The sequence below is a fragment of the Chryseobacterium sp. RR2-3-20 genome, from assembly GCF_017808115.1.
GTDB classification, from domain to species: domain Bacteria; phylum Bacteroidota; class Bacteroidia; order Flavobacteriales; family Weeksellaceae; genus Chryseobacterium; species Chryseobacterium oryzae.
In genome coordinates, this window is the sequence record NZ_JADQBD010000038.1 from 1 (window position 1) to 20,970 (window position 20,970).

The 20,970-nt window shown below is 34.3% G+C and carries 19 protein-coding genes; 6 read left to right on the forward strand and 13 right to left on the reverse strand.

The annotated features are described in order from the left end of the window. Positions 1–537: 537 nt before the first annotated feature. The 3 genes from IV513_RS09745 to IV513_RS09755 all read left to right on the forward strand — a co-directional run bounded on the left by IV513_RS09745 (position 538) and on the right by IV513_RS09755 (position 2,372). Positions 538–939 (forward strand): hypothetical protein, encoded by a 402-nt coding sequence (locus tag IV513_RS09745; protein WP_209390385.1) that lies wholly within the window; start codon positions 538–540, stop codon positions 937–939. 11 nt (positions 940–950) lie between these two features. Next, positions 951–1,232, forward strand: coding sequence for a hypothetical protein (locus IV513_RS09750; RefSeq protein WP_209390386.1), 282 nt, complete (start codon positions 951–953; stop codon positions 1,230–1,232). 264 nt (positions 1,233–1,496) lie between these two features. Next, positions 1,497–2,372: an alpha/beta hydrolase gene (locus IV513_RS09755; RefSeq protein WP_209390387.1), complete on the forward strand. Its 876-nt coding sequence runs from the start codon at positions 1,497–1,499 to the stop codon at positions 2,370–2,372. 33 nt (positions 2,373–2,405) lie between these two features. Here the strand turns inward: IV513_RS09755 and IV513_RS09760 are convergent, their stop codons facing one another. Both IV513_RS09760 and IV513_RS09765 read right to left on the reverse strand, forming a co-directional pair. Next, entirely contained in the window at positions 2,406–5,114 is a 2,709-nt protein-coding gene (locus IV513_RS09760) for a substrate-binding domain-containing protein (protein WP_317196415.1), read from the reverse strand. A 153-nt stretch (positions 5,115–5,267) separates the two neighbouring features. Next, entirely contained in the window at positions 5,268–6,329 is a 1,062-nt protein-coding gene (locus IV513_RS09765) for a 3-oxoacyl-ACP synthase III family protein (RefSeq protein ID WP_209390389.1), read from the reverse strand. Positions 6,330–6,745: 416 nt separating this feature from the next. Between IV513_RS09765 and IV513_RS09770 the strand changes: the two genes are divergently transcribed. Both IV513_RS09770 and IV513_RS09775 read left to right on the forward strand, forming a co-directional pair. Continuing rightward, a complete protein-coding gene (locus tag IV513_RS09770) occupies positions 6,746–8,818 on the forward strand; it encodes a thiamine pyrophosphate-dependent enzyme (RefSeq protein WP_209390390.1) in 2,073 nt (690 codons plus the stop codon). Positions 8,819–8,915: 97 nt separating this feature from the next. Beyond that, complete coding sequence (locus tag IV513_RS09775; protein ID WP_209390391.1) at positions 8,916–9,947, forward strand: bestrophin family protein; 1,032 nt, start codon at positions 8,916–8,918, stop codon at positions 9,945–9,947. Positions 9,948–10,015: 68 nt separating this feature from the next. On the opposite strand, the gene IV513_RS09780 is transcribed toward IV513_RS09775, so the two are convergent. The 9 genes from IV513_RS09780 to IV513_RS09820 all read right to left on the reverse strand — a co-directional run bounded on the left by IV513_RS09780 (position 10,016) and on the right by IV513_RS09820 (position 18,288). Next, positions 10,016–10,660 (reverse strand): porin family protein, encoded by a 645-nt coding sequence (locus IV513_RS09780; RefSeq protein WP_209390392.1) that lies wholly within the window; start codon positions 10,658–10,660, stop codon positions 10,016–10,018. A 17-nt stretch (positions 10,661–10,677) separates the two neighbouring features. Beyond that, entirely contained in the window at positions 10,678–11,550 is an 873-nt protein-coding gene (gene sucD / locus IV513_RS09785) for a succinate--CoA ligase subunit alpha (protein WP_209390393.1), read from the reverse strand. 91 nt (positions 11,551–11,641) lie between these two features. Next, a complete protein-coding gene (locus tag IV513_RS09790) occupies positions 11,642–12,544 on the reverse strand; it encodes an LpxD N-terminal domain-containing protein (RefSeq protein WP_209390394.1) in 903 nt (300 codons plus the stop codon). A gap of 294 nt (positions 12,545–12,838) precedes the next feature. Further along, the gene (efp, locus tag IV513_RS09795; protein WP_143883968.1) at positions 12,839–13,402 is read right to left on the reverse strand and encodes an elongation factor P; all 564 of its coding nucleotides are present in this window, start codon (positions 13,400–13,402) and stop codon (positions 12,839–12,841) included. A gap of 21 nt (positions 13,403–13,423) precedes the next feature. After that, positions 13,424–13,771, reverse strand: a complete 348-nt coding sequence (locus IV513_RS09800; RefSeq protein ID WP_209390395.1) for a hypothetical protein — start codon at positions 13,769–13,771, stop codon at positions 13,424–13,426. Positions 13,772–13,782: 11 nt separating this feature from the next. After that, a complete protein-coding gene (gene lpxA / locus IV513_RS09805) occupies positions 13,783–14,571 on the reverse strand; it encodes an acyl-ACP--UDP-N-acetylglucosamine O-acyltransferase (RefSeq protein ID WP_209390396.1) in 789 nt (262 codons plus the stop codon). Then, positions 14,572–15,969 carry a bifunctional UDP-3-O-[3-hydroxymyristoyl] N-acetylglucosamine deacetylase/3-hydroxyacyl-ACP dehydratase gene (locus IV513_RS09810; protein ID WP_209390397.1) on the reverse strand — a complete coding sequence of 466 codons (1,398 nt, stop codon included), beginning with the start codon at positions 15,967–15,969 and terminating at the stop codon, positions 14,572–14,574. It abuts the gene before it with no gap. Further along, positions 15,962–16,993, reverse strand: a complete 1,032-nt coding sequence (gene lpxD, locus IV513_RS09815) for a UDP-3-O-(3-hydroxymyristoyl)glucosamine N-acyltransferase (RefSeq protein ID WP_209390398.1) — start codon at positions 16,991–16,993, stop codon at positions 15,962–15,964. Before lpxD ends, IV513_RS09810 begins: the two co-directional genes overlap by 8 nt. Positions 16,994–17,082: 89 nt before the next feature. Then, on the reverse strand, positions 17,083–18,288 hold the full coding sequence (locus IV513_RS09820) for an HD domain-containing protein (RefSeq protein WP_209390399.1): 1,206 nt from the start codon (positions 18,286–18,288) through the stop codon (positions 17,083–17,085). Positions 18,289–18,512: 224 nt separating this feature from the next. Between IV513_RS09820 and IV513_RS09825 the strand changes: the two genes are divergently transcribed. Next, complete coding sequence (locus tag IV513_RS09825) at positions 18,513–20,057, forward strand: bifunctional response regulator/alkaline phosphatase family protein (RefSeq protein WP_209390400.1); 1,545 nt, start codon at positions 18,513–18,515, stop codon at positions 20,055–20,057. A gap of 120 nt (positions 20,058–20,177) precedes the next feature. Here IV513_RS09825 and IV513_RS09830 read toward each other — a convergent pair whose 3' ends face one another. After that, positions 20,178–20,513 (reverse strand): hypothetical protein, encoded by a 336-nt coding sequence (locus tag IV513_RS09830; protein WP_209390401.1) that lies wholly within the window; start codon positions 20,511–20,513, stop codon positions 20,178–20,180. 32 nt (positions 20,514–20,545) lie between these two features. Further along, positions 20,546–20,755, reverse strand: a complete 210-nt coding sequence (locus tag IV513_RS09835) for a hypothetical protein (RefSeq protein WP_209390402.1) — start codon at positions 20,753–20,755, stop codon at positions 20,546–20,548. Positions 20,756–20,970: the final 215 nt, after the last annotated feature.

A 20,970-nucleotide genomic window follows, 5' to 3' on the forward strand; every position in this document is an offset into this window, starting at 1 on the left:
CTGTCCCAAAATGTGCTGAAAAACTGAATAAATTCATATCTAATTGTTTGATTACTACAAATATACAAAAGTTATGATAAATTACGGATATTCATTATTCTGATTAGAATATCTTATAGTATATAAAAAATTGTTTTAAAAATTTACATTATATCTCAATATAATTTTGCATGGTTTATTTTGGTAGTAGCTAAAGATTCTTAGTTAAAATTTTTTATACTAAAGTTTTGCATTTTATCTTTTATTAGTAAGAAAATCACTTATTTGTCATCACTACAAGGAAAAAAGGTTTGTCTATTTCAATTGGATTATAATATTTTAACCCATTGTGCATTTAGGAATTAAAAAATAAAAAAGATTGTCCATTTGATTAAAAAACCGTATATTTAATTGACTGCTAATCGATTATATATATGAACAATCTTTTTCAAAACTACGAAAATATTTTAAAAGAAACCTAGCGAAGTGGTTCGGTGTAGCCAATTGACAACAACCTGCAAACATATTGCGACGACTAAACAGATCAGGCTTCCAAAAATGTCTGATTTGGAACTTTTTCCACTCAACATTACTGCTGAATATATGTCGATTAATTCTGAATTACAGTTATTTAGATATATTTCCGGAACTAATTTGGACGGAAAAATTGAAAGAAGCGTCTATAATAAAAGGAGAAGGAAGCTTTTTCCATACATTGAAAAAATTAGAGAAACTTTGAGCAGCAAGTTTTCAGATTTTACAGATATCTTCATTGTGGATTCAACACCCATTGAAATCTGTAAAACAAGCAGAGCAAATCGTTCCGCAATTTGCTCCACGCAAGAAATAAAACCCGCATTTGAATATTGTGCTACACAGAAGTCAAGATATTTTGGCTACCAACTTCATGCAGTTTGCGAGAAAAACGGAATCTTTACTCATTTATTTTTCATTTTTTAAAGGTTTTCGTGATGTGCTTCACAATTCACTCTTTCGATTTTTCGCCTGCTTATGTTCATGATGTGAATTATCTTCATGACATTAAAGAAAATTTTAAAAATTGCCTGTTAATCGGATACAGAGGATACATCAGCAAAGAACTTCAGGTAGATTTATTCAACTATTCCAAGATTAATCTGTCGGTTGCAATGCGTAAAATCAACATAATTTTGTGGAGTTTTCAAAAACGAAATCAAAAATCAGAAAGCGGATTGAAACGAATATATTGCGACTGTGCGGACAGTTCACAATAAACATCAACTTTGCAAAAACCTTTCAGGGTTTGGCAACAAGAATAGTATCAAAAATAACTTCTTTTAGGATGATTCAATACCTGAATTTTTTCGTCTTCAAAAGAAGTTTAAACAAATTAAAAATTAATCTGTGCTAAATGCACAAAAAGTTAATTGATAATATAAGTACCAAAAATACAATACTTTGAAAATCAATTAAATTAAAATTTAATTGATAAAAAATTACTAATTTTAAAAAATCACTTCAAGCCTAAAATATATCTTATGAAAACATCATTTTCCATTTTACTTATATTCTTATTTACGTACTTTTTCGCACAAGAGGATCAAAAAATTGCGGCAATGGTTAGAAAATCCATAGCTGATGAAATCACATCGTTTCATATTGCACCAACGCCAGTTGCCAAAACGGAGGACAAGGTGGTGATGGATGGTAGTAATTCCATAAAAATAAGGCTTTATTATCCAGAAATCACTAATAAAAAACTTCCTGTTATATTCCAAATTCACGGCGGTGCATTGGTTGGTGGTGATCTCAACACACACGATAACATTTGCCGTTATCTGTCTGCAAAAACAAACAGCATTGTTGTGGCTATCGACTATAAAAGACCTCCGGAATATCCTTATCCTACAGGTCTTAATGAATGTGATGCAGTTTTATCATGGATTCTAAAAACCGCTTCCCAATGGAATGGTGATGCCAAACATCTGACATTATTAGGCGACAGTGGCGGTGCACTTTTGGCGACTTCTCTGCTTGTAAAGGAACAGGGTAAGAAAACGATTAGTAATGTGGTTTTGGTTAATCCTCCTGTGGATCTCAGAGATATTAAAGATTTTTATTATAACATTGTCGCAAAAATGTATCTCAAAGGAAAATCGCCTGATGATCCTATCATTTCACCTATTCTTGCAAAAGATATTTCGTTTTCGCCGCCGACGCTTGTTATCATTTGTGAAAAAGATATGCTAAAACCGCAAGGCATTGCGTGGTATGAGAAACTGAAAAAAGCCAATGTGGAAGCCAAATTAGTTGATGTTCCTAACGAAGATCATTTGGGCGGTCTATGGTCTGCTGCACACCCAAAAGCACAAGTTGCTATGCATGCTGTTGTGGATTTTATTAAGAGCAAATGAAAGAAATAAAAGAAGTGAAAAAGTTATCTGTAATTAATTTTCTCCTGCCGATTTTCTAAACACATTAGGTGAAACGCCAAATTTATTTTTGAACACCGTAGAAAAATAATTGGGCGAGGAAAAACCAGTTTTATAAGCAATTTCTGAAATCGTCAGTTCGGGGTTTTGAAGCATCGATTTGGCTTGCTCTAACCTGATATTATTGATATAATCGCTGACATTAACATCAAACATCGCTTTGATTTTTCGGTACAATTGAATTCTGGAAATATTGAGCAAATCAGCCAGATTTTCCACTGAAAAATCAGGGTTGTCAATATTAGATTTGATAATTTGGTTTAGCTTATTGACAAAAGTTTGCTCAATACTTCCAAACGACTTGCTATCCACAATTTTGCCGATATTGTTGGTATAATAATAACGCAGTTTTTCCCGATTATACAGTAATGCACGCAGCGACTGAATGAGAATCGGATAATTGAATGGCTTGGTTAAATACAAATCTACGCCAGATTTCAGACCTTGCAGATAAGATTCTTTATTATCCAAAGCCGTGAGCAGAATAAGCGGAATATGCGATGTTCGAAGGTCATTTTTAAGAATTTCGCAGATTTCAAAACCATTTTTATCCGGCAGATTGACATCGCAAATAATAATATCCGGAATCTCGCTCAGAGCTTTGTCAATCGCATCGGTGCCGTCCGAAATCATCACATCGAATTCGGCAGTTAATTTATTATTCAAAAAGAACGACAAATCGGTATTATCTTCTACCAAAAGAAGAGAATAACGCTCATTATCGTTAGGCGCAGAATGGATAAATCCTTCGTCATCAAAATCACTATACACCGAATTTTTTGCTAAAGTTTCCGCATCCGTAACACTCGCCTCTTTTACCATTTGGTCTTCGTTAAAATGTTTGTTTCCCTTGTAAAGGCTGATAACAAATTCGGTACCTTGGAACGAGCTTACCTCAATTTTTCCTAAATGTAACTCTATAAACTGGCGGCTGAGATGCAAACCAATTCCCGAGCTGTTTTTGCGGTTGTTTGAACCTTTAAAATAGGCTTCGAACACATTTGAAATTTCTTTTTCAGGAATACCAATCCCGTTATCTTTGAAACTGATTGCGACCTGATTCCCCTTATCCTGAATATTAATTTCAATTTTACCGTTGTCTGGTGTGAATTTGAAAGCATTGGACAGTAAGTTGAAGTACACTTTATCCATCAAATTCCGGTCGATATACAACTCAATATTTTTGTTGGATGAAGTTATTTCAAACTTAATATTTCGTTTTTTGGCTTCATTCTCGAAATCCCGAAAAATCCCGTAGGTAAAATCGTAAATATTGGTTTTAGAAACCCGAAGATTGAAAGTTTTATTTTCTATTTTTCTGAAATCTAACAAATTATCAACCAAACGCAATAGTCGGTTCGAGTTTTTACTAATCAGTTCGAGTTCATACGCCGGTTTTGTACCTTTGCTTTTAAAAGAATCTTTAATGGATTCTAATGAACTTAAAATCAAGGTTATAGGCGTTTTAAATTCGTGAGATAATCCGGTAAAGAAATTAACTCTTGCTTCGTTGCTTTCTTTGAGTTCATCCGCAATCATCTCAATTTGGTTTCGCTGAATGGTTACTCTTTCGTTGGTTAGTGTTAACTGCTTATTTTTGATTTTAATAGCATAAATGAGGTAAATCGCATAAGCAATAAGGCAAAACATCAAAATAAGCAACACCACAGACCAGCGGAATAGTTCTTTTTGGGAAGAATACAATTTTGTCTGCTGTTTCACTGCATTCACCTGATTTTCGATAACGCCCTGCTGCTCAATGATTTTATCGAATTGGTTACGCATAATCTCAGCATTCAGCCTGTCGATAATGGTTGTACTGAGCTTAATTCTCTTTGGTAAAGTCTCTCCGTTGTGGATTTTGATGGCACTTTCTATGGCTTCTGTTCCTCCAGTTGGATACAACAAAGTAGCATTCAGTTTTCCGTCTAAAACCAACTGAATTCCGCCATCCTCGGTATTTAGACCATCTACACCGATAAATTTAATTTGATTTTCAGTTCCTGCATTTCTGGCAACTTGCCAAGCTTTGGAAGCCAGCTCGTCATTAAATGAAAAAACATAAAGATTTTGATTTCCCAGAGAATCCAGCGTTTTCCTGAATGTCTCGACAGGAAGACCTCGAAAAGTTTTTATCAGTTCAACATTGGGATTGTTTTTCAGAGTTTGCTCAAAACCCAAACTTCTTTCTGTAGTTGGCGAAGAATTGTCGTCACCTTTTATTTCGAGGACTTTTTTGAGATTTTTGGAGTCGGAAAGAATATATTGTGCCGCTTCTTTCCCAATTTCCACATTATCTGCACCAATATATGTAGCATATTTATCAGAATTGATTTTGCGATCCAACAAAATCACCGGAATTTTTTTTGCATAAGCCCTTTCTACTACCGGAACCAAAGCATTCGGATCCAATGGTGAAATGATAATAATATCCAGATTATCATCAATCATTTTTTGGATATCGTTAATCTGCTTTTTTATAGAACCGTCTGCTTTACTGATTGTTAAATTTACATCAGAATGTAGCGAAGCCTGAATCTCCATGGCGTGATTCATAGCCTGACGCCACGGATGGTTTCCCAAACCTTGCGCAAAACCAATATTTATTAGTGAAGACGAATGTTGAGAATCTTTACAAGCTGACAATATCAGTAGTAAAAGCACAACATATTTGTAAAATTGTAATTTTTTTATCGAATTCAAAACTTTTAAAATCAACATACATTACAATATTAATAAAGATGTTTTATATCCGCAATTTTTGAGAAAATAATTAAATCTAATGATTGAAAATATTTGCTAAATAAGTGAAAATGATTAAAATTTGTAGACAAAAGCATTAATATTCATCCCTGCCCCAACTGAAGCAAATAAAACAATATCTCCTTTTTTGATGTCATGATGGTCTAATTCACCTTTCAAAATCATGGTAAGTAATGATGGAATTGTAGCAACACTACTGTTACCAAGCTTTTGGATAACCATTGGCATTATATCATCGGGCATTGCAACATCATACAACTGATAAAATCTTTTTACAATGGCTTCATCCATCTTTTCGTTTGCCTGATGAATAATTATTTTTGAAAGCTCATTAATTGAATATTTGCTGTCATCCAGACATTTTTTCATTGCATCGGGTACGTACTGTAAGGCAAATTCATAAATTTTTCGCCCATTCATTTTAATGTACTTTGTATTTTCGCAACCTTCATTATTGTACGATTTTCCGAAAAATAAAAAATCTTTTTCGTCCAAAGTATGAGAAGCTGAAAGATGCGACTGTACTCCCGAGTCATCCTGGTTATTCATTTCCAATACAACGGCACCTGCTCCATCTGCATAAATCATACTGTCTCTGTCGTGAATATCAACAACACGGGACAATGTTTCTGCTCCGATAACCAAACACCGTTTTGCAATCCCTGATTTTATAAATGCATTGGCTTGAATGATACCTTCGATCCAACCGGGACATCCAAAAATTAAATCGTATGCTACACAAAGATTATTTTTAATTTTTAGGGAATGTTTTACTCTCGATGCAAGACTAGGAACCATATCCGATTGCACAGTACCAAATTGTACGTCCCCAAAATTATGCGCAAAAATAATATAATCTAAGGTTTCGGGATCTATTCCGGAATCTTCTATGGCAGCCTGAGCAGCAATTAAACCAAGATCTGAAGTTACCTGATTACTCTCTGCATATCTTCTTTCTTCAATTCCTGTAATTTTTTTAAGTTTTTCACTAATCGAAAAATTGTCGTCTTTTAAGAGAATACCATTTTCGTCCAGAAAAATATGTTGATTAAAAAATAAATGAGTTATAGTTTCTTCGGGGATGCAATTTCCCACACCTATAATCTTACCTGTCATCTGAAATAGTTTTTTTGTTTTTTTAAATTATCATTCATGCTTAAACAACAAGGAATTTTTTTAAAATGATTATTACAATTCACATCAATTTTATGAGATACTAATATCTCTTAATTTTAGAATTTAGCTAATCTTGTATTCCTACACATGATTTTCTGTTATCATTCCACCAAGCTTCCACCTCATCATTTTCACATTCTTTAAAGCCAGTTTCCTTTAAAACACTATACAAATCTACATTAAAAATTTATTTGCATTGTTAAATATAATTTATTGATTATCAAAAATTTATTTATAACTTATTTTATCGGTACATTTCGCAGGATAAAAACAGTAATAAATTCTTAAAATCATAGATTTAAAGAGAAATACTAACACTTGTTCGTATTTTATTTTTTTGTATATCTTTGCTTACTATGGAAAATACACTTCACGAAAAAGTTTCTCAGGATATTTTACTAAAAGCTTATCACCACATGATGCTCGCCAAAGCAATGGCAGATATTTATGAGGAAAACAGAAGCATTTGTAAATACGTGCACAGTACATCCAGAGGTCACGAAGCCATTCAGTTGGCTACCGCTTATCAGCTAAAAAAAGAAGATTGGGTTTCTCCTTATTACAGAGACGAAAGTATTCTTTTAGGAATTGGTTTTGAACCTTATCAACTGATGCTTCAGCTGTTGGCAAAAGCCGACGATCCTTTTTCGGGAGGCAGGTCTTATTATTCTCATCCTTCCAGCAGAGAAGAAGACAAACCCAAAATAATTCATCAGAGTTCCGCAACAGGAATGCAGACTATTCCAACTGCCGGTGTTGCACAGGGAATAAAATATATTCAGGATTTTAATTTGCGGCAGTTCGAAAACAATCCTGTAGTAGTCTGCAGTCTTGGCGATAATTCTGTTACAGAAGGTGAAGTGAGTGAAGCACTTCAGTTTTCTGCGTTACACCAGCTTCCTATTATTTTTCTTGTACAAGATAATGAGTGGGGAATTTCTGTAACCAAAGAAGAAGCGAGAACGTGTGATGCTTACGACTTTGTTGCCGGTTTTGAAGGACTTGGCAGAATACGCGTAGACGGAACCGATTTTGTTGAAAGTTTCGAAGTAATGAAAAACGCTTTCGATTTCGTGAGAGCAGAAAGAAAGCCTTTAGTTGTTTGTGCTAAAACTGTTTTAATAGGTCATCATACTTCCGGCGTAAGACGAGAATTTTACCGGGACGACGAAGATTTGGTAAAACACAGAGCAAAAGATCCGGGAGAAATTTTAAGAAATTATCTTCTTGAAAATGGAACTGACGAAGATCTTTTAAAGCAAATGACCAAAAAAGCCCGTCTTGAAGCAGAAGAAGCTTTCGAAAAAGCTCAAAATGCCAAAGATCCGGAGCCACAAACAGTAATGAATCATATTTTTGCTCCAACTCCCATCACAGAAGAAGTTGGAACACGCGAACCTGCAGGTGGTGAAAAAATTGTGATGGTAGATGCTGCCATTCACGCCATTCAGGAATTGATGTGGAAACATCCTGAAGCATTGCTGTATGGACAGGACGTAGGTGAAAGAATTGGTGGGGTTTTCCGTGAAACAGTTACTTTAGGAAAAAAATTTGGCAGTAAAAGAGTTTTCAATACCGCAATTCAGGAGGCTTATATTATTGGCTCTACCACGGGAATGAGTGCAGTTGGTTTAAAACCTATTGTTGAAGTTCAGTTTGCCGATTATATTTACCCGGGAATCAATCAGTTGATTACAGAGATTTCCAAATCATGCTATTTAAGCCAAGGTAAATTTCCTGTAAGCAATATCATTAGAGTTCCGATAGGAGCTTACGGAGGTGGCGGACCTTATCACAGCGGAAGTGTAGAAAGCATATTAGCCAACATTAAAGGAATTAAAATAGCTTATCCGAGTAACGCAGCCGATTTTAAAGGTTTACTGAAAGCAGCCTATTACGATCCCAATCCGGTGGTTATGCTCGAACATAAAGGTTTGTACTGGAGCAAAGTTCCGGGAACAGAAGATGCGAAAACCGTAGAACCTGCCGAAGATTATATTTTACCTTTCGGAAAGGGAAAAGTAATAATTGAAGCGGATAAAACTGAAACCGAAAAAGGCAGAACATTATTGGTAGTTACCTATGGAATGGGTATTTACTGGGCAAAAGAAGCTGCTAAAAAATTCAACGGAAGAATTGAAGTCATCGACTTAAGAACATTAATTCCTTTGGATGAAGAATTGGTTTTCGAAAGAGTAAAAGCTCACGGAAAATGTATTGTTTTAACAGAAGAACAGCTCAACAACTCTTTTGCAGAAGCATTCGCACACAGAATTTCCAAAAACTGTTTTAAATATCTCGATGCTCCTGTGGAAACAATGGGATCCTTAGATACTCCTGCTGTTCCTATTAACTTAGTTTTAGAGAAAGAAATGCTGCCTAATGCCGAGAAATTAGCAGTAAAAATTGAAGAAATGCTCAATTTTTAATTGACAGTAATAATTAAATATTAACAAACCTCTAGCTTTAGAGGTTTTTTTGTACACTTTTTGTTACTTTGAATAGATTTTTATAAGATTAAAAACTATGATTACTACAAAATACGTTAATTACAGACAGGTACTCAATTTATCAGGCTTTCATGTAATTTTAATATCTATTTGGTGTACTTTAATTGCTGTTTTATTCCATTTTTTCAATTGGGAATGGATGATTATTCCTTGGGTTCCTGTAGCGTTAATTGGTACTGCAGAAGCTTTTCTTGTAGGTTTTAAAAATAACCAGGCGTACGACAGACTTTGGGAAGCAAGAAAAATATGGGGCGGAATCGTTAATTCAAGCAGATCTTTCGCTGCAATGGTATATGCTTTTGATACTCAACACGAAAAAATGGGTTCATTTGAATTAGAAGATCGCAGAAAAAGACTTGTGAACCGACATATTGCTTGGCTTTATGCTTTTAGAGAACAAATTTTAGTTCCTACAGACTGGGAACATATTAAATCGGATCAGCAACACACCCAAAAGATTAACAGACGAAGAAACAGACTGATAAAAGCTGGATTTCCAGACTATGGCAGAACTCCCATTTTCCTTAATAAATATCTTACCGAAGAAGAGGCTGAATTACAATCTCATTACAAAAATTTTGCTACATATCTTATAGCACAACGGTCTAAAGATGTTAATGAACTTAAAAATGAGAATGCTATTTCAGATTTTAACCAGATGCAACTTCAAGATTGTTTAAATGAATTTTACACCCTTCAAGGTCAGGCAGAAAGAATAAAAAAGTTCCCTTTACCAAGACAATTTGCAAGTACAGCGTTTGTTTTTAATGTTTTATTTATTATGCTACTTCCTTTAGGATTGGTGAATGAATTTTCTAAATTGGGAGATTATGGAATATGGATGTCTATCCCTTTCTGCATTATTATAGGATGGATTTACATCATTATGGAACTTGTAGGAGATTATTCTGAAAACCCTTTTGAAGGTCTTATGTTCGATATTCCTATGCTTTCCATTTGCAGAAACATCGAGATAGATCTCTTGCAGATAATGGGAGAAACAGAACTTCCTGATCCTATCTCGTCCAAAAACGGGGTATTGGTTTAAAAATGTAATTCATAAAAAATCCCAAACCGATAAAGTTTGGGATTTATATTTTCTCAGATAGAAAAAAATTATTCGAAAATATAGCTTAAACTGATGCTCAAAACCTGTTCAGATTTCTTTTTCAATGAATTTGGATCTAATTTACTTTCATCCAGTTTAGGATAAGTGTTAGATAACCCTAAATCATATTTTAAAGCAACTTCAAGCTGTCTTTTGTAACTATATCCAATTCCTGCACCGATGGCAAAATTAAATGAATTTGCCTTTCCCTCCTGATCTGTTTTATAAATATCACGAGATTCATTGGTAACTTTCTGATTCAAAAGAAAATTAAATCTTGGACCAATCAATCCGAAAAATTCTGACTCAGCTTCAGAAAAGTACCCTTTAAAAGATACCGGTACACTAATATAATTATTTGCATACATAGCATTGTATCCCGGAGTCCCTTTTGCATTTTTATCTTTACCAGATTCTCCAGCTCCATAGTACACAACTTCTGGCTGCAAGTAAAACTGATCTGCTTTACCTATCGGAATAAGTGCCAAAACACCCCCTTGAAAAGCAAAACGGGCACCCGAAGGATTGTGTGCATTTTTTACTCTGGAATAGTTACCACCCGCAGTAAGACCAAATCTTGTTCCTCTTAAATCTATCTGTGCAAAAGAGGAAATTGATAAAGCCATTGCAGATGCCAATAAAATTTTTTTCATATCATCAAATGTTTTTATTAACCTAATATTTTTGCAACTGTAGCACCAATATCAGCTGGAGAATCTACAACGTTAATACCGTTTTCTCTCATGATTTCCATTTTTGCCTGAGCAGTATCTTCAGCACCACCAACGATAGCACCTGCGTGTCCCATTGTTCTTCCTTTAGGAGCCGTTTGACCAGCGATGAAACCTACAACCGGTTTTGTAGAACCACTTGCTTTGTACCATCTTGCAGCTTCTGCCTCAAGACCTCCACCGATTTCTCCGATCATTACAACAGCTTCAGTTTCAGGATCGTTGATGAATAATTCTAAAGCTTCTTTAGTAGTTGTTCCGATAATTGGGTCACCACCAATACCGATAGCAGTAGAAATACCGTAACCAGCTCTTACAACCTGATCTGCAGCCTCATACGTTAAAGTACCAGATTTAGACACAATACCAACTTTACCTGCTTTGAAAACAAAACCTGGCATAATACCAATTTTAGCTTCTTGTGAAGTAATGATTCCCGGGCAGTTTGGTCCGATTAATCGGCAATCTCTATCGGCAATATAAGATTTTACTTTTACCATGTCTGCAACAGGAATACCTTCTGTAATACAAACAATTACTTTAATCCCCGCTTCAGCAGCTTCCATAATTGCATCTGCAGCAAATGCAGGTGGTACAAAAATAATACTTACGTTTGCTCCCGCTTTTTCTACAGCGTCTGCAACGGTATTAAATACCGGCTTACCCAAATGCTCGCTTCCACCTTTTCCTGGAGTAACACCTCCTACAACGTTGGTTCCGTATTCAATCATTTGGCTTGCATGGAAAGTACCTTCATTTCCTGTAAAACCTTGTACAATTACTTTAGAATCTTTGTTTACTAAAATTGACATTTTATTGTTGTTTTAATTTATTTTCTTAATTTATTAATGCTCACAAATTTACTTAATTTTCTTTAATTTTAAATAAAACAGAGTAATTTGTTTATTCTAGATTTCTCAATTTTACTTCTTTTTTCAGATAAGTTTTGAAATCTTCTGCAAACATGCCGATATAAGTACCTTTCGCCAAATCTCTGTTTACTCCAGTTTTACCTAAAAGTACAGTTCCACTTTCAACACTATTTCCTGAAGCCATACCAACTTGCCCCCAAATAGTTACCTCATCACCAATATTACAGCAACCGGCAATGCCCACTTGCGATGCAATAAGACATCTTTTGCCAATTACGGTATCATGACCAATCTGGATCTGATTATCCAGAACTGAATCTTCACCAATAATGGTAGAGTCTGTAACTCCCCTATCAATGGTACATCCGTTTCCTATTTCTACGTTGTTTTCTATGATGATATTTCCTACAGAAATTAAACGATCGAAGTTTCCGTTCAGTTTTCTGTAATAAAATGCATCGCCTCCTAAAACGGTGTTAGATTGTATGATAACATTGTCGCCAATTACGGTTCGATCACCAATTACCACGTTGGGGAAAATAAGGGAATTTTTCCCGATGGTTACGTTGTTTCCTATAACTGCGGAATGATGAATCTGAGTTCCTTCTCCTATTTCTACATCGTGAAGGGTTTCTGTGAAATTGTAAATTCTCGTAAAATGGGTATTGATTTTATTGAAATCTCTGAAAGGATCGTCTGAAACCAAAAGCGCTTTCCCTTCGGGACATTCTACTTCTTTGTCTATGAGAATGATGGTTGCGGCAGAATTTAAAGCTTTGTCGTAATATTTGGGATGGTTTACAAAAACAATTTCACCGGATTTTACTCTGTGAATTTCGTTGGTTCCTAAAACTTCAAAATCTTCGGCTCCAATGAATTTGGCTCCGATAAGTTCTGCTATGGTTTTTAGTTTTTGTGGCTGATGAAACGTCATAAATTATAAATAATGAGCGATAAATGAGAATTGATTACACAGAAAACAGTGATAGTTTTTCAAATCTGTATGAAAACTTTATCTAGTTTTTCTGATATTTTGAATAAATATTGTCAAAATCTAATTTTTTGACAAATTTTGTTTTCTTTCTACTTTGCAGCCCGACCTGAGTGGAGCTCTTTTTGCCGGAGCGAAGCGGAGGCAAAAAAGCGGGAACGGAGGGCGGAAATTGCTGCCATAAAAAAATGAAAGCTGAAAGGTATGATCTTCCAGCTTCATGATATTGTTAGATTCTTACTTTACTCTTTCCAGATAAGAACCGTCTTCTGTGCTTACTTTAATTTTGTCTCCCGGCTCGATGAACAAAGGAACCATTACTCTTGCTCCGGTCTCAACAATTGCATTTTTCAACGCATTGGTTGCTGTATTTCCTTTTACTCCAGGATCTGCTTCTACCACTTCCAGATAAACGGACTGAGGGAGTTCTGCAGAAAGCGGAGTTTCGTCTGCTTCTTTAAGAATAATTGTCACTTCTTCCCCAGCTTTCATTAGGTTTGAGTTTTCAATCATTTCTTTGTTTAAATATAATTGAGAGAAATCTTCATTATTCATAAAGTGGAAACCATTCTCATCATCATAAAGATACTGGAATTTTCTTGTGATTACCTTTACTTCATCAATTTTATGACCTGCAGAAAAAGTATTGTCGATTACTTTACCGTTGGTTACTGATTTTAATTTTGTTCTTACGAAAGCAGGACCTTTTCCTGGTTTTACGTGAAGAAATTCGATTACTTTAAAAATATCATTGCTATATTCGATGCAAAGACCTTTTCTGATATCGTTACTTGTTGCCATTAATTTTTTATATTATTTTCTTTATTTTGATTTGTAAACTTGAAGACTCAGAACTTTTCTTCCCAACATATCCATTGCATCAACTCTAGGTCTGTAAAATGTTCCTACATCTGTAGAAGTTACAGCACGATTATTAATTACCGTATTGAAATTGATAGTGTTAATTAAAAGCTGGTCTAAATTTTTGTTGACTTCTGATGAACTTTTTAGGTCTGAATTGAAACTTGAAAAAGTTTTTTTTGAATAATCTAGAATTGAATTTACATTTCTTACTGCTATTGAATCTTTAAAACTCAATGACAAATCTTTTTTCTGCTGAGCAAAAATAAAAGAAGAAAATACCGTAAAAATCAACACTAAATTTTTCATCTTAATTAATATTATTCTTTTCCTGTTCCGTATCCTTTTACGATTCCTCTCGGAGAGTTTTTGATGAATTCTAAAATCTCATCTCTTTCTGCTGTAGGAAGCATTTCTTTTTCGATGTAGATTAATGCTTGGGTAACATTCATTTTCATCTGAAAGATATATCTGTAAATTTTCTGGATTTCAAAAATCTTTTCGTTGGTAAAACCTCTTCTTCTTAATCCTACAGAATTTATTCCTGCATAAGAAATAGGCTCTCTACCTACTTTTATATAAGGCGGAATATCTTTTCTGATGAGTGAACCCCCGGAAATCATGGTATGTTTACCTATTTTACCAAATTGCTGTACCGCAGAAAGACCTCCCATTACAGTAAAATCTCCTATTTCTACATGTCCCGCAATACCGCATCCGTTGGCAATAATTACATTATTTCCGATAATACAGTCGTGAGCGACATGCGAAGTTGCCATAATTAAACAATCATCTCCTACTTTTGTATATCCTAAAGCTTTTGTCCCTTTATTTACGGTAACACATTCTCTTAAAGTGGTATTATTCCCTATAATTGTCTGCGTATCTTCTCCGTCGAATTTCAGATCTTGTGGAATTGCAGAAATTACAGTGCCTGGAAAAATTCGGCAGTTTTTGCCAATTCTCGCACCATCCATGATGGTTACATTAGATCCTATCCAAGTACCTTCACCGATTTCAACATCTGCAGCGATGGTTGTAAAAGGCTCAACAACTACATTTTTCCCAATTTTTGCACGCTTATCTACGGCAGCTAACTGATGAATCATTTAATCAACTTTATTTTTTGCTACCTGAGCCATTAATTCTGCTTCTACAGCTACCTGATCTCCTACATATCCATAACCCTGCATGTGAACAATTCCTCTTCTGATAGGCGTAATCAACTCAATTTTAAAAACGAGTGTATCTCCCGGAATTACTTTTCTTTTAAATTTCACCTTGTCTATTTTGATGAAATAGGTAGAATAATTTTCAGGATCCGGAACGCTTGCAAGAACTAAAATTCCTCCCGTTTGTGCTAAAGCTTCTACCTGTAAAACTCCCGGCATAACCGGTTCTTTAGGGAAATGTCCTACGAAGAAAGGCTCATTAAATGTTACATTCTTCAACCCTACAACATGAGTATCAGAAAGCTCAAGAACCTTATCAATTAACAAAAACGGATAACGGTGAGGCATTAATCTCATAATTCCGTTGATATCGAAAACCGGTGGTTTGGTTAAATCAAATTCCGGAACATTTTTCTTTTTCTGAAGTTTCCACTGTCTGTTCAGTTTTTTGGCAAACTGAGTATTTACATAGTGACCCGGCTTATTAGCAATCACTTTACCTTTAATTTTAACTCCTGTAAGTGCCAAATCACCGATTACATCAAGCAGTTTGTGTCTTGCCGCTTCATTTGGATAGTTTAAATTAAGATTATCTAAAATTCCGTTCGGACGGATAGAAACATTGTCTTTTCCGAAAGCTTTTTTAAGTTTTTCTGTAGTTTCCGGAGTTAAATCTTTGTCTACATAAACGATCGCGTTTGAAATATCGCCACCTTTTATTAAGCCATGATCCAAAAGCATTTCTAGTTCATGCAAAAAGCTGAAAGTTCTTGCCGAGGAAATTTCTTCTTTAAACTCGGAAATATTTTTCATTGTAGCATTCTGAGTTCCTAAAACTTTCGTTCCAAAATCTACCATTGTTGTTACTTCATAAGTATCTGAAGGAATAATGGTAATTTCTGAACCTGTTGCCGGATCGCTGTAGCTTAAAACCTCTTTTACCACAAGATATTCTCTAGCCATAGACTGCTCAACTACTCCTGCACTTTCGATTGCTTCAACAAAATATTTTGAAGAACCATCCAAAATTGGAGGTTCAGAAGCATTCATCTCTAAAATTGCATTATCGATATCGCAACCCACCAAAGCAGCTAAAAGATGCTCACACGTATTAATTTTTACGCCTAATTTTTCAAGTGTTGTTCCTCGCTCCGTAGCCACGACATAATTTACATCGGCTTCTACCTGAGGATGCCCCTCCAAATCTGTTCTTACAAAAATAAAACCTGTGTTTTCTTTTGCGGGTTTGATGGTAAGTTTTACTTCTTTACCAGTATGAAGACCTATTCCAGAAAGAGTAACTTCTTGCTGAATAGTTTTTTGCATATCACTCATTAGTATTATCTTTTGAGTTATTCTCAAGATTATTTATTCTTTTTACGATCTCAGGAAGATTTCTGAAATGAACATAACTTCTCAGATAATCATTATAGCTTATCGAGGGAGATCCGTAAACGGTTTCTTTATCATTTACGCTAGAATTCACACCACTCTGTGCCTGAATTTTCACCTGATTACCAATTTTAATATGTCCCACAATACCTACCTGACCGCCAATTTGGTTCCAGTCTCCTATTGTTGTAGAACCTGCAATTCCTGCCTGAGCTGCAATTACGTTATTGGCACCAATTTTTACATTATGAGCAATTTGGATTAAATTATCTATTTTAGTCCCTTTGCCAATGGTTGTAGAGCCGATTGTTGCACGGTCTATACTGCAATTAGAACCAATCTCTACATTGTCTTCGATAATTACATTTCCAAGTTGAGGAATTTTCTGAAATCCTTCTGCTGTAGGTTGAAAACCAAAACCATCGCCACCAATTACTGTATTAGAATGAATAATACAATTATCTCCGATAATACAATAATCGTAAATTCTTGCACCACTATCTATTTTGCAGTTTTTACCGATTTTTACGCCTTTACCAATGTAAACCTGAGGGTAAACCTGTGTTCCGTCTCCAATTTTTGCTTTTTGGGAAACATACGTAAATGCACCGATATATACTTTTTCTCCGATAACGGCAGTATCGTGAATAGAAGAGCCATCTTCAATCCCTTCCTTTTTACCCTGCATTTCCTGATAAAGATTCATTAAAATCTGAAAAGAAAGGTAAGCATCCTTTACCGAAATAATGGTTGAATTGTAATGTTCTTTAGTGATAAGTGCTTCACTAACGATAAGAACTGAACATTTTGAAGTATCTAAATAATGGGCAAAACGTTCTTGAGCAATAAAAGATAGATGCCCAATTTCTCCACTTTCTACAGGAGAAACGCCTGTTATAAGCGAGTTTGCGTCACCTATAATTTTTCCATTAATAAAACTTGCAATCTGCGAAGCTGTAAATTCCATATTCTGCAAAGATAAGAAATTCTATAATTCGCAAACCTATTTTTGGTTTTTCGTAGATTGATTTTTATAATTTCCGAAAAAAATAACGCTTAAATTCTTGGAAATGCCAAAATATACCGGGTTGTTTTATTCATAATTAAACCTGATAATAACTGATCTTCAGACTCATTCAGTTTTATAATTTTTCCGTTTTTCTGTAGAAGAAATATCGGTTGTTTTTCTGTATTATAAGGTCTTAACTCTCTCTTAATCTCGTTAACAAGTTCCTCTGCATTATCAATTCCAAAATATTCATTAGTAATTTTTATCTTTTCTTTAATAAAACCCTCATCAAAAGGTTTGGAAGAAATAATTGTTTTAGGTAGATTTCTTTTCACGACACATTTGCACCAATAAGAAAGAATAAAATCATCAGCATTTTGCCAAAGCTTCATTGCCTGAATAATATCGTTATCGTCTAATTCTGTAAAACGCTGTATATCTTCTTCTGTTGCTGAACTTTTAGAACGGTTCAGAAAATATTTCAGATTGTCTGTTGCAGGTAAATCAACGCCCTGAGAAACAAGATATTTGGCTCTTTCTAAAATTTTCACGAGAATAAACTCTGCCAAAGCCGATGTTTTATGATAATATACCTGCCAATACATAAACATCCTTGCGGTAAGGAAATTTTCTATGGAATAAACTCCTTTTGCATCGATCACCAACTCTTCATTGCAGACATTCATCATTGAAATGATTCTTTGGGTATTGATATTTCCCTCGGAAACGCCTGTAAAAAAACTGTCTCGATTTAAATAATCCAAACGGTCTACATCCAACTGAGAACTTATAAGTTGGTTAAAAAATTTCCTGTGGTACTTCCCCTGAAACATTTCTATAGCAACAGATAATTGCCCATCAAAATGATCATTTAGACGATTCATGAGAAGTAAAGAAAGATTTTCGTGGTGCCAATCGTCCATCAGCATACTTTCTAATGCATGAGAAAATGGCCCATGTCCTATATCATGCATTAAAATTGCCAACATCGCTCCTTTTTCTTCTTCTACAGAAATTTCAACACCTTTTTGCTTTAAAGTTTCCAAGGCAGTGAACATGAGATGCATCGCGCCAATTGCATGGTGAAAACGGGTATGTGTGGCTCCTGGAAAAATTAAATTTAAAAGCCCGGTCTGTGAAATTCTTCTCAACCTTTGAAAATAAGGATGTTCTATCACATCAAAAAGAATTTCATGAGGAATTTTTATAAAACCATGTACCGGATCGTTGATAATTTTTAGTTTATTCTGCATGATACTTGCAAAAGTAGGTTTTTAAACTTAAATTTAATTAAATACAACAATAATCTATCGTTAAAATTATATTATTTACGATTTCTGAATACAAAAATTATATTATAGTTAACGATAAAAATAGTTTTAACTAAGATTTAACTTTTAACAACATCAATTTGTGAGAATTTAAAATTAATTGGTCGTAATTTTGATGCTGTAACCAACAGAGAAATAAAACTTATATGTCAGATAAAATATTATGGATTGATGATGAAATCGATTTACTAAAGCCGCACATCGTTTTTTTGGAGAAAAAAGGATATCATGTAACTCCGGTTAATAATGTAAACGAAGCTTTAGAACTCATTGAATCTGAAAAATTCGCATTAACACTTATTGATGAAAATATGCCCGGAATTTCCGGTTTAGAGGCCATTCCTATGATTAAGCAACGCGACAGCTCGCTTAAAATCGTAATGGTAACGAAAAGTGAAGAAGAGCATATTATGGAAGAAGCCATCGGTTCTCAGATTGCCGATTATATCCTGAAACCTGTAAACCCAAACCAAATCCTCCTATCTTTAAAGAAAAATCTTCAGGAAGATAACCTGGTTGAGCAGAAAACCATTTTGCAATATCAGCAGGAATTCCGAAATCTTTCTATGGAGCTTTCTTATTTGAGAACCTATCAGGAATGGGCAGATTACTATAAAAAAATCATCAACTGGGAACTGAAATTCGATAAAGTAACCGATAATGAATTTGCAGATTTACTTCAATCCCAAAAAGAAGAAGCCAACATTCAGTTTGCAAAATTTATTGAAAACAATTATGAAGATTGGTTAACAAGCTCAGAAAAACCTATGATGAGCCACACGCTCTTCAAAGACAAAGTAAAACCCGAAGTAGAAAAAGACAAAGTTCTTTTACTGATGATCGACAATCTCCGCTACGACCAATGGAAAGTAATAGAACCGCTTTTCACGAAGTATTACAATAAAGTTTCGGAAGATTATTATTACAGCATTTTGCCTACAGCGACTCAATATGCAAGAAATTCTTTCTTTGCAGGTCTTTTACCTTCAGAAATTGAAAAACGTTTTCCCGACAAATGGTTCAACGACAATGAAGAAGGCAATAAAAATGAGTTTGAAAGAGATTTTCTTGAAGATCAAATGAAAAGAATAGGTCTTAATTCGAAATCTATGAAATACCTAAAAGTATTGAATGCAGATTTTGAAAAAAAGATTTATGACGATTTTAATCAGCATAAAAACAATGATCTTTTGGTAATCGTTTATAATTTTATCGATATACTTTCCCACGCAAAAACAGACAATCATATTGTAGATCAGTTAATACGAGATGATAAAACTTTCCGATCTTTAACAATGAATTGGTTTGAAAACTCTTCTTTGCTTAAAATTATTAAACTTGCTGCGGAAAGCGGATTTAAACTGGTAATTACTACCGATCACGGAACGGTTTATGTAAAAAAACCAAGCCGCGTTGTGGGAGACAGAGAAACCTCTACCAACATCCGCTACAAAACCGGAAAAAGCTTAACGTATGAAGAAAATGATGTTTGGGCAGTTACCAATCCGGAAAAAATATTCTTACCAAAAGGAAATCTTAGTTCTAAATATATTTTCGCCAAAAACAATATATTTTTAGCTTATCCTAAAAATTACAATCATTTTGTAAATTATTATAAAGAAACTTATCAGCACGGAGGAATTTCTCTTGAAGAATGTATTATTCCGATTAGTGTTCTGGAGCCGAAATAGCAGATTGCTTCTAGATATTGGCGACTTGCTTTTATCATTTCAGCGACTTAAAAATTACTTTTAAAATGAAAAAACTCCACAGTAATCTGTGGAGTTAGTTTTTTGAATTTTATGTTAACTTTATTCTTTTGTTTCAGTTTCTTTTTTCGCTAGCAAAGGCAGAACAATTCTTTTAACCATGGGTTGATCATTTTTCCAGTCCGGATCATTTTCAGAGTTTTTGTAGCTTGTTACTAACTGCACTTCCCCTTTTTGATTCAACACAATATATTTCGACATATCTTCGATATTCTCAAATTGTGCGGGAGTAATCTTAGTAAGAAATTCATTGTGTTTTTTTGACTTCCCTTTACCTTGAATATCTTTTATAACAAGAATTTTAGCATGAGGATACGCTTCCAAAACCATATCTTTAGATTTCTCTATAGAATTATTAGCTTCCGGATCAACTAACAATACATAAATATCGGCTTTATAAAACTTCTCAATTAAAAAAAACGTTGGGATATGATAAATACAAGGTTTGCACCAACTCCCAAAAGTGTATTGGGTTGTTCAGAATTTTTAGCCAGACATTTTACATCATCAACTGTTACAGAGTAAATACTTTCATAATGTGATTGTGGTAGTTTACATTTCTCAATGGGTGTTTGAGAATAACCTTTCACAAAACATAATAAGAATGCAACAATAATCAATTTTGATTTTTTTAAAAGCATCAACATTTCAATATTTTAATTTTACGATTTTTGGTATAGTTGGGTAATATCAAATGTATAACCTTCAATTTTTTTGTTCGGAATTAAAAAGTTTCCTTATCTCAAGATAAAAGATATTTATACAGTATTCCAGAATCAAATTTACAGTAAAATAAGCAATATTAATACAGCGCAAATATTTTAATTATTTTTGT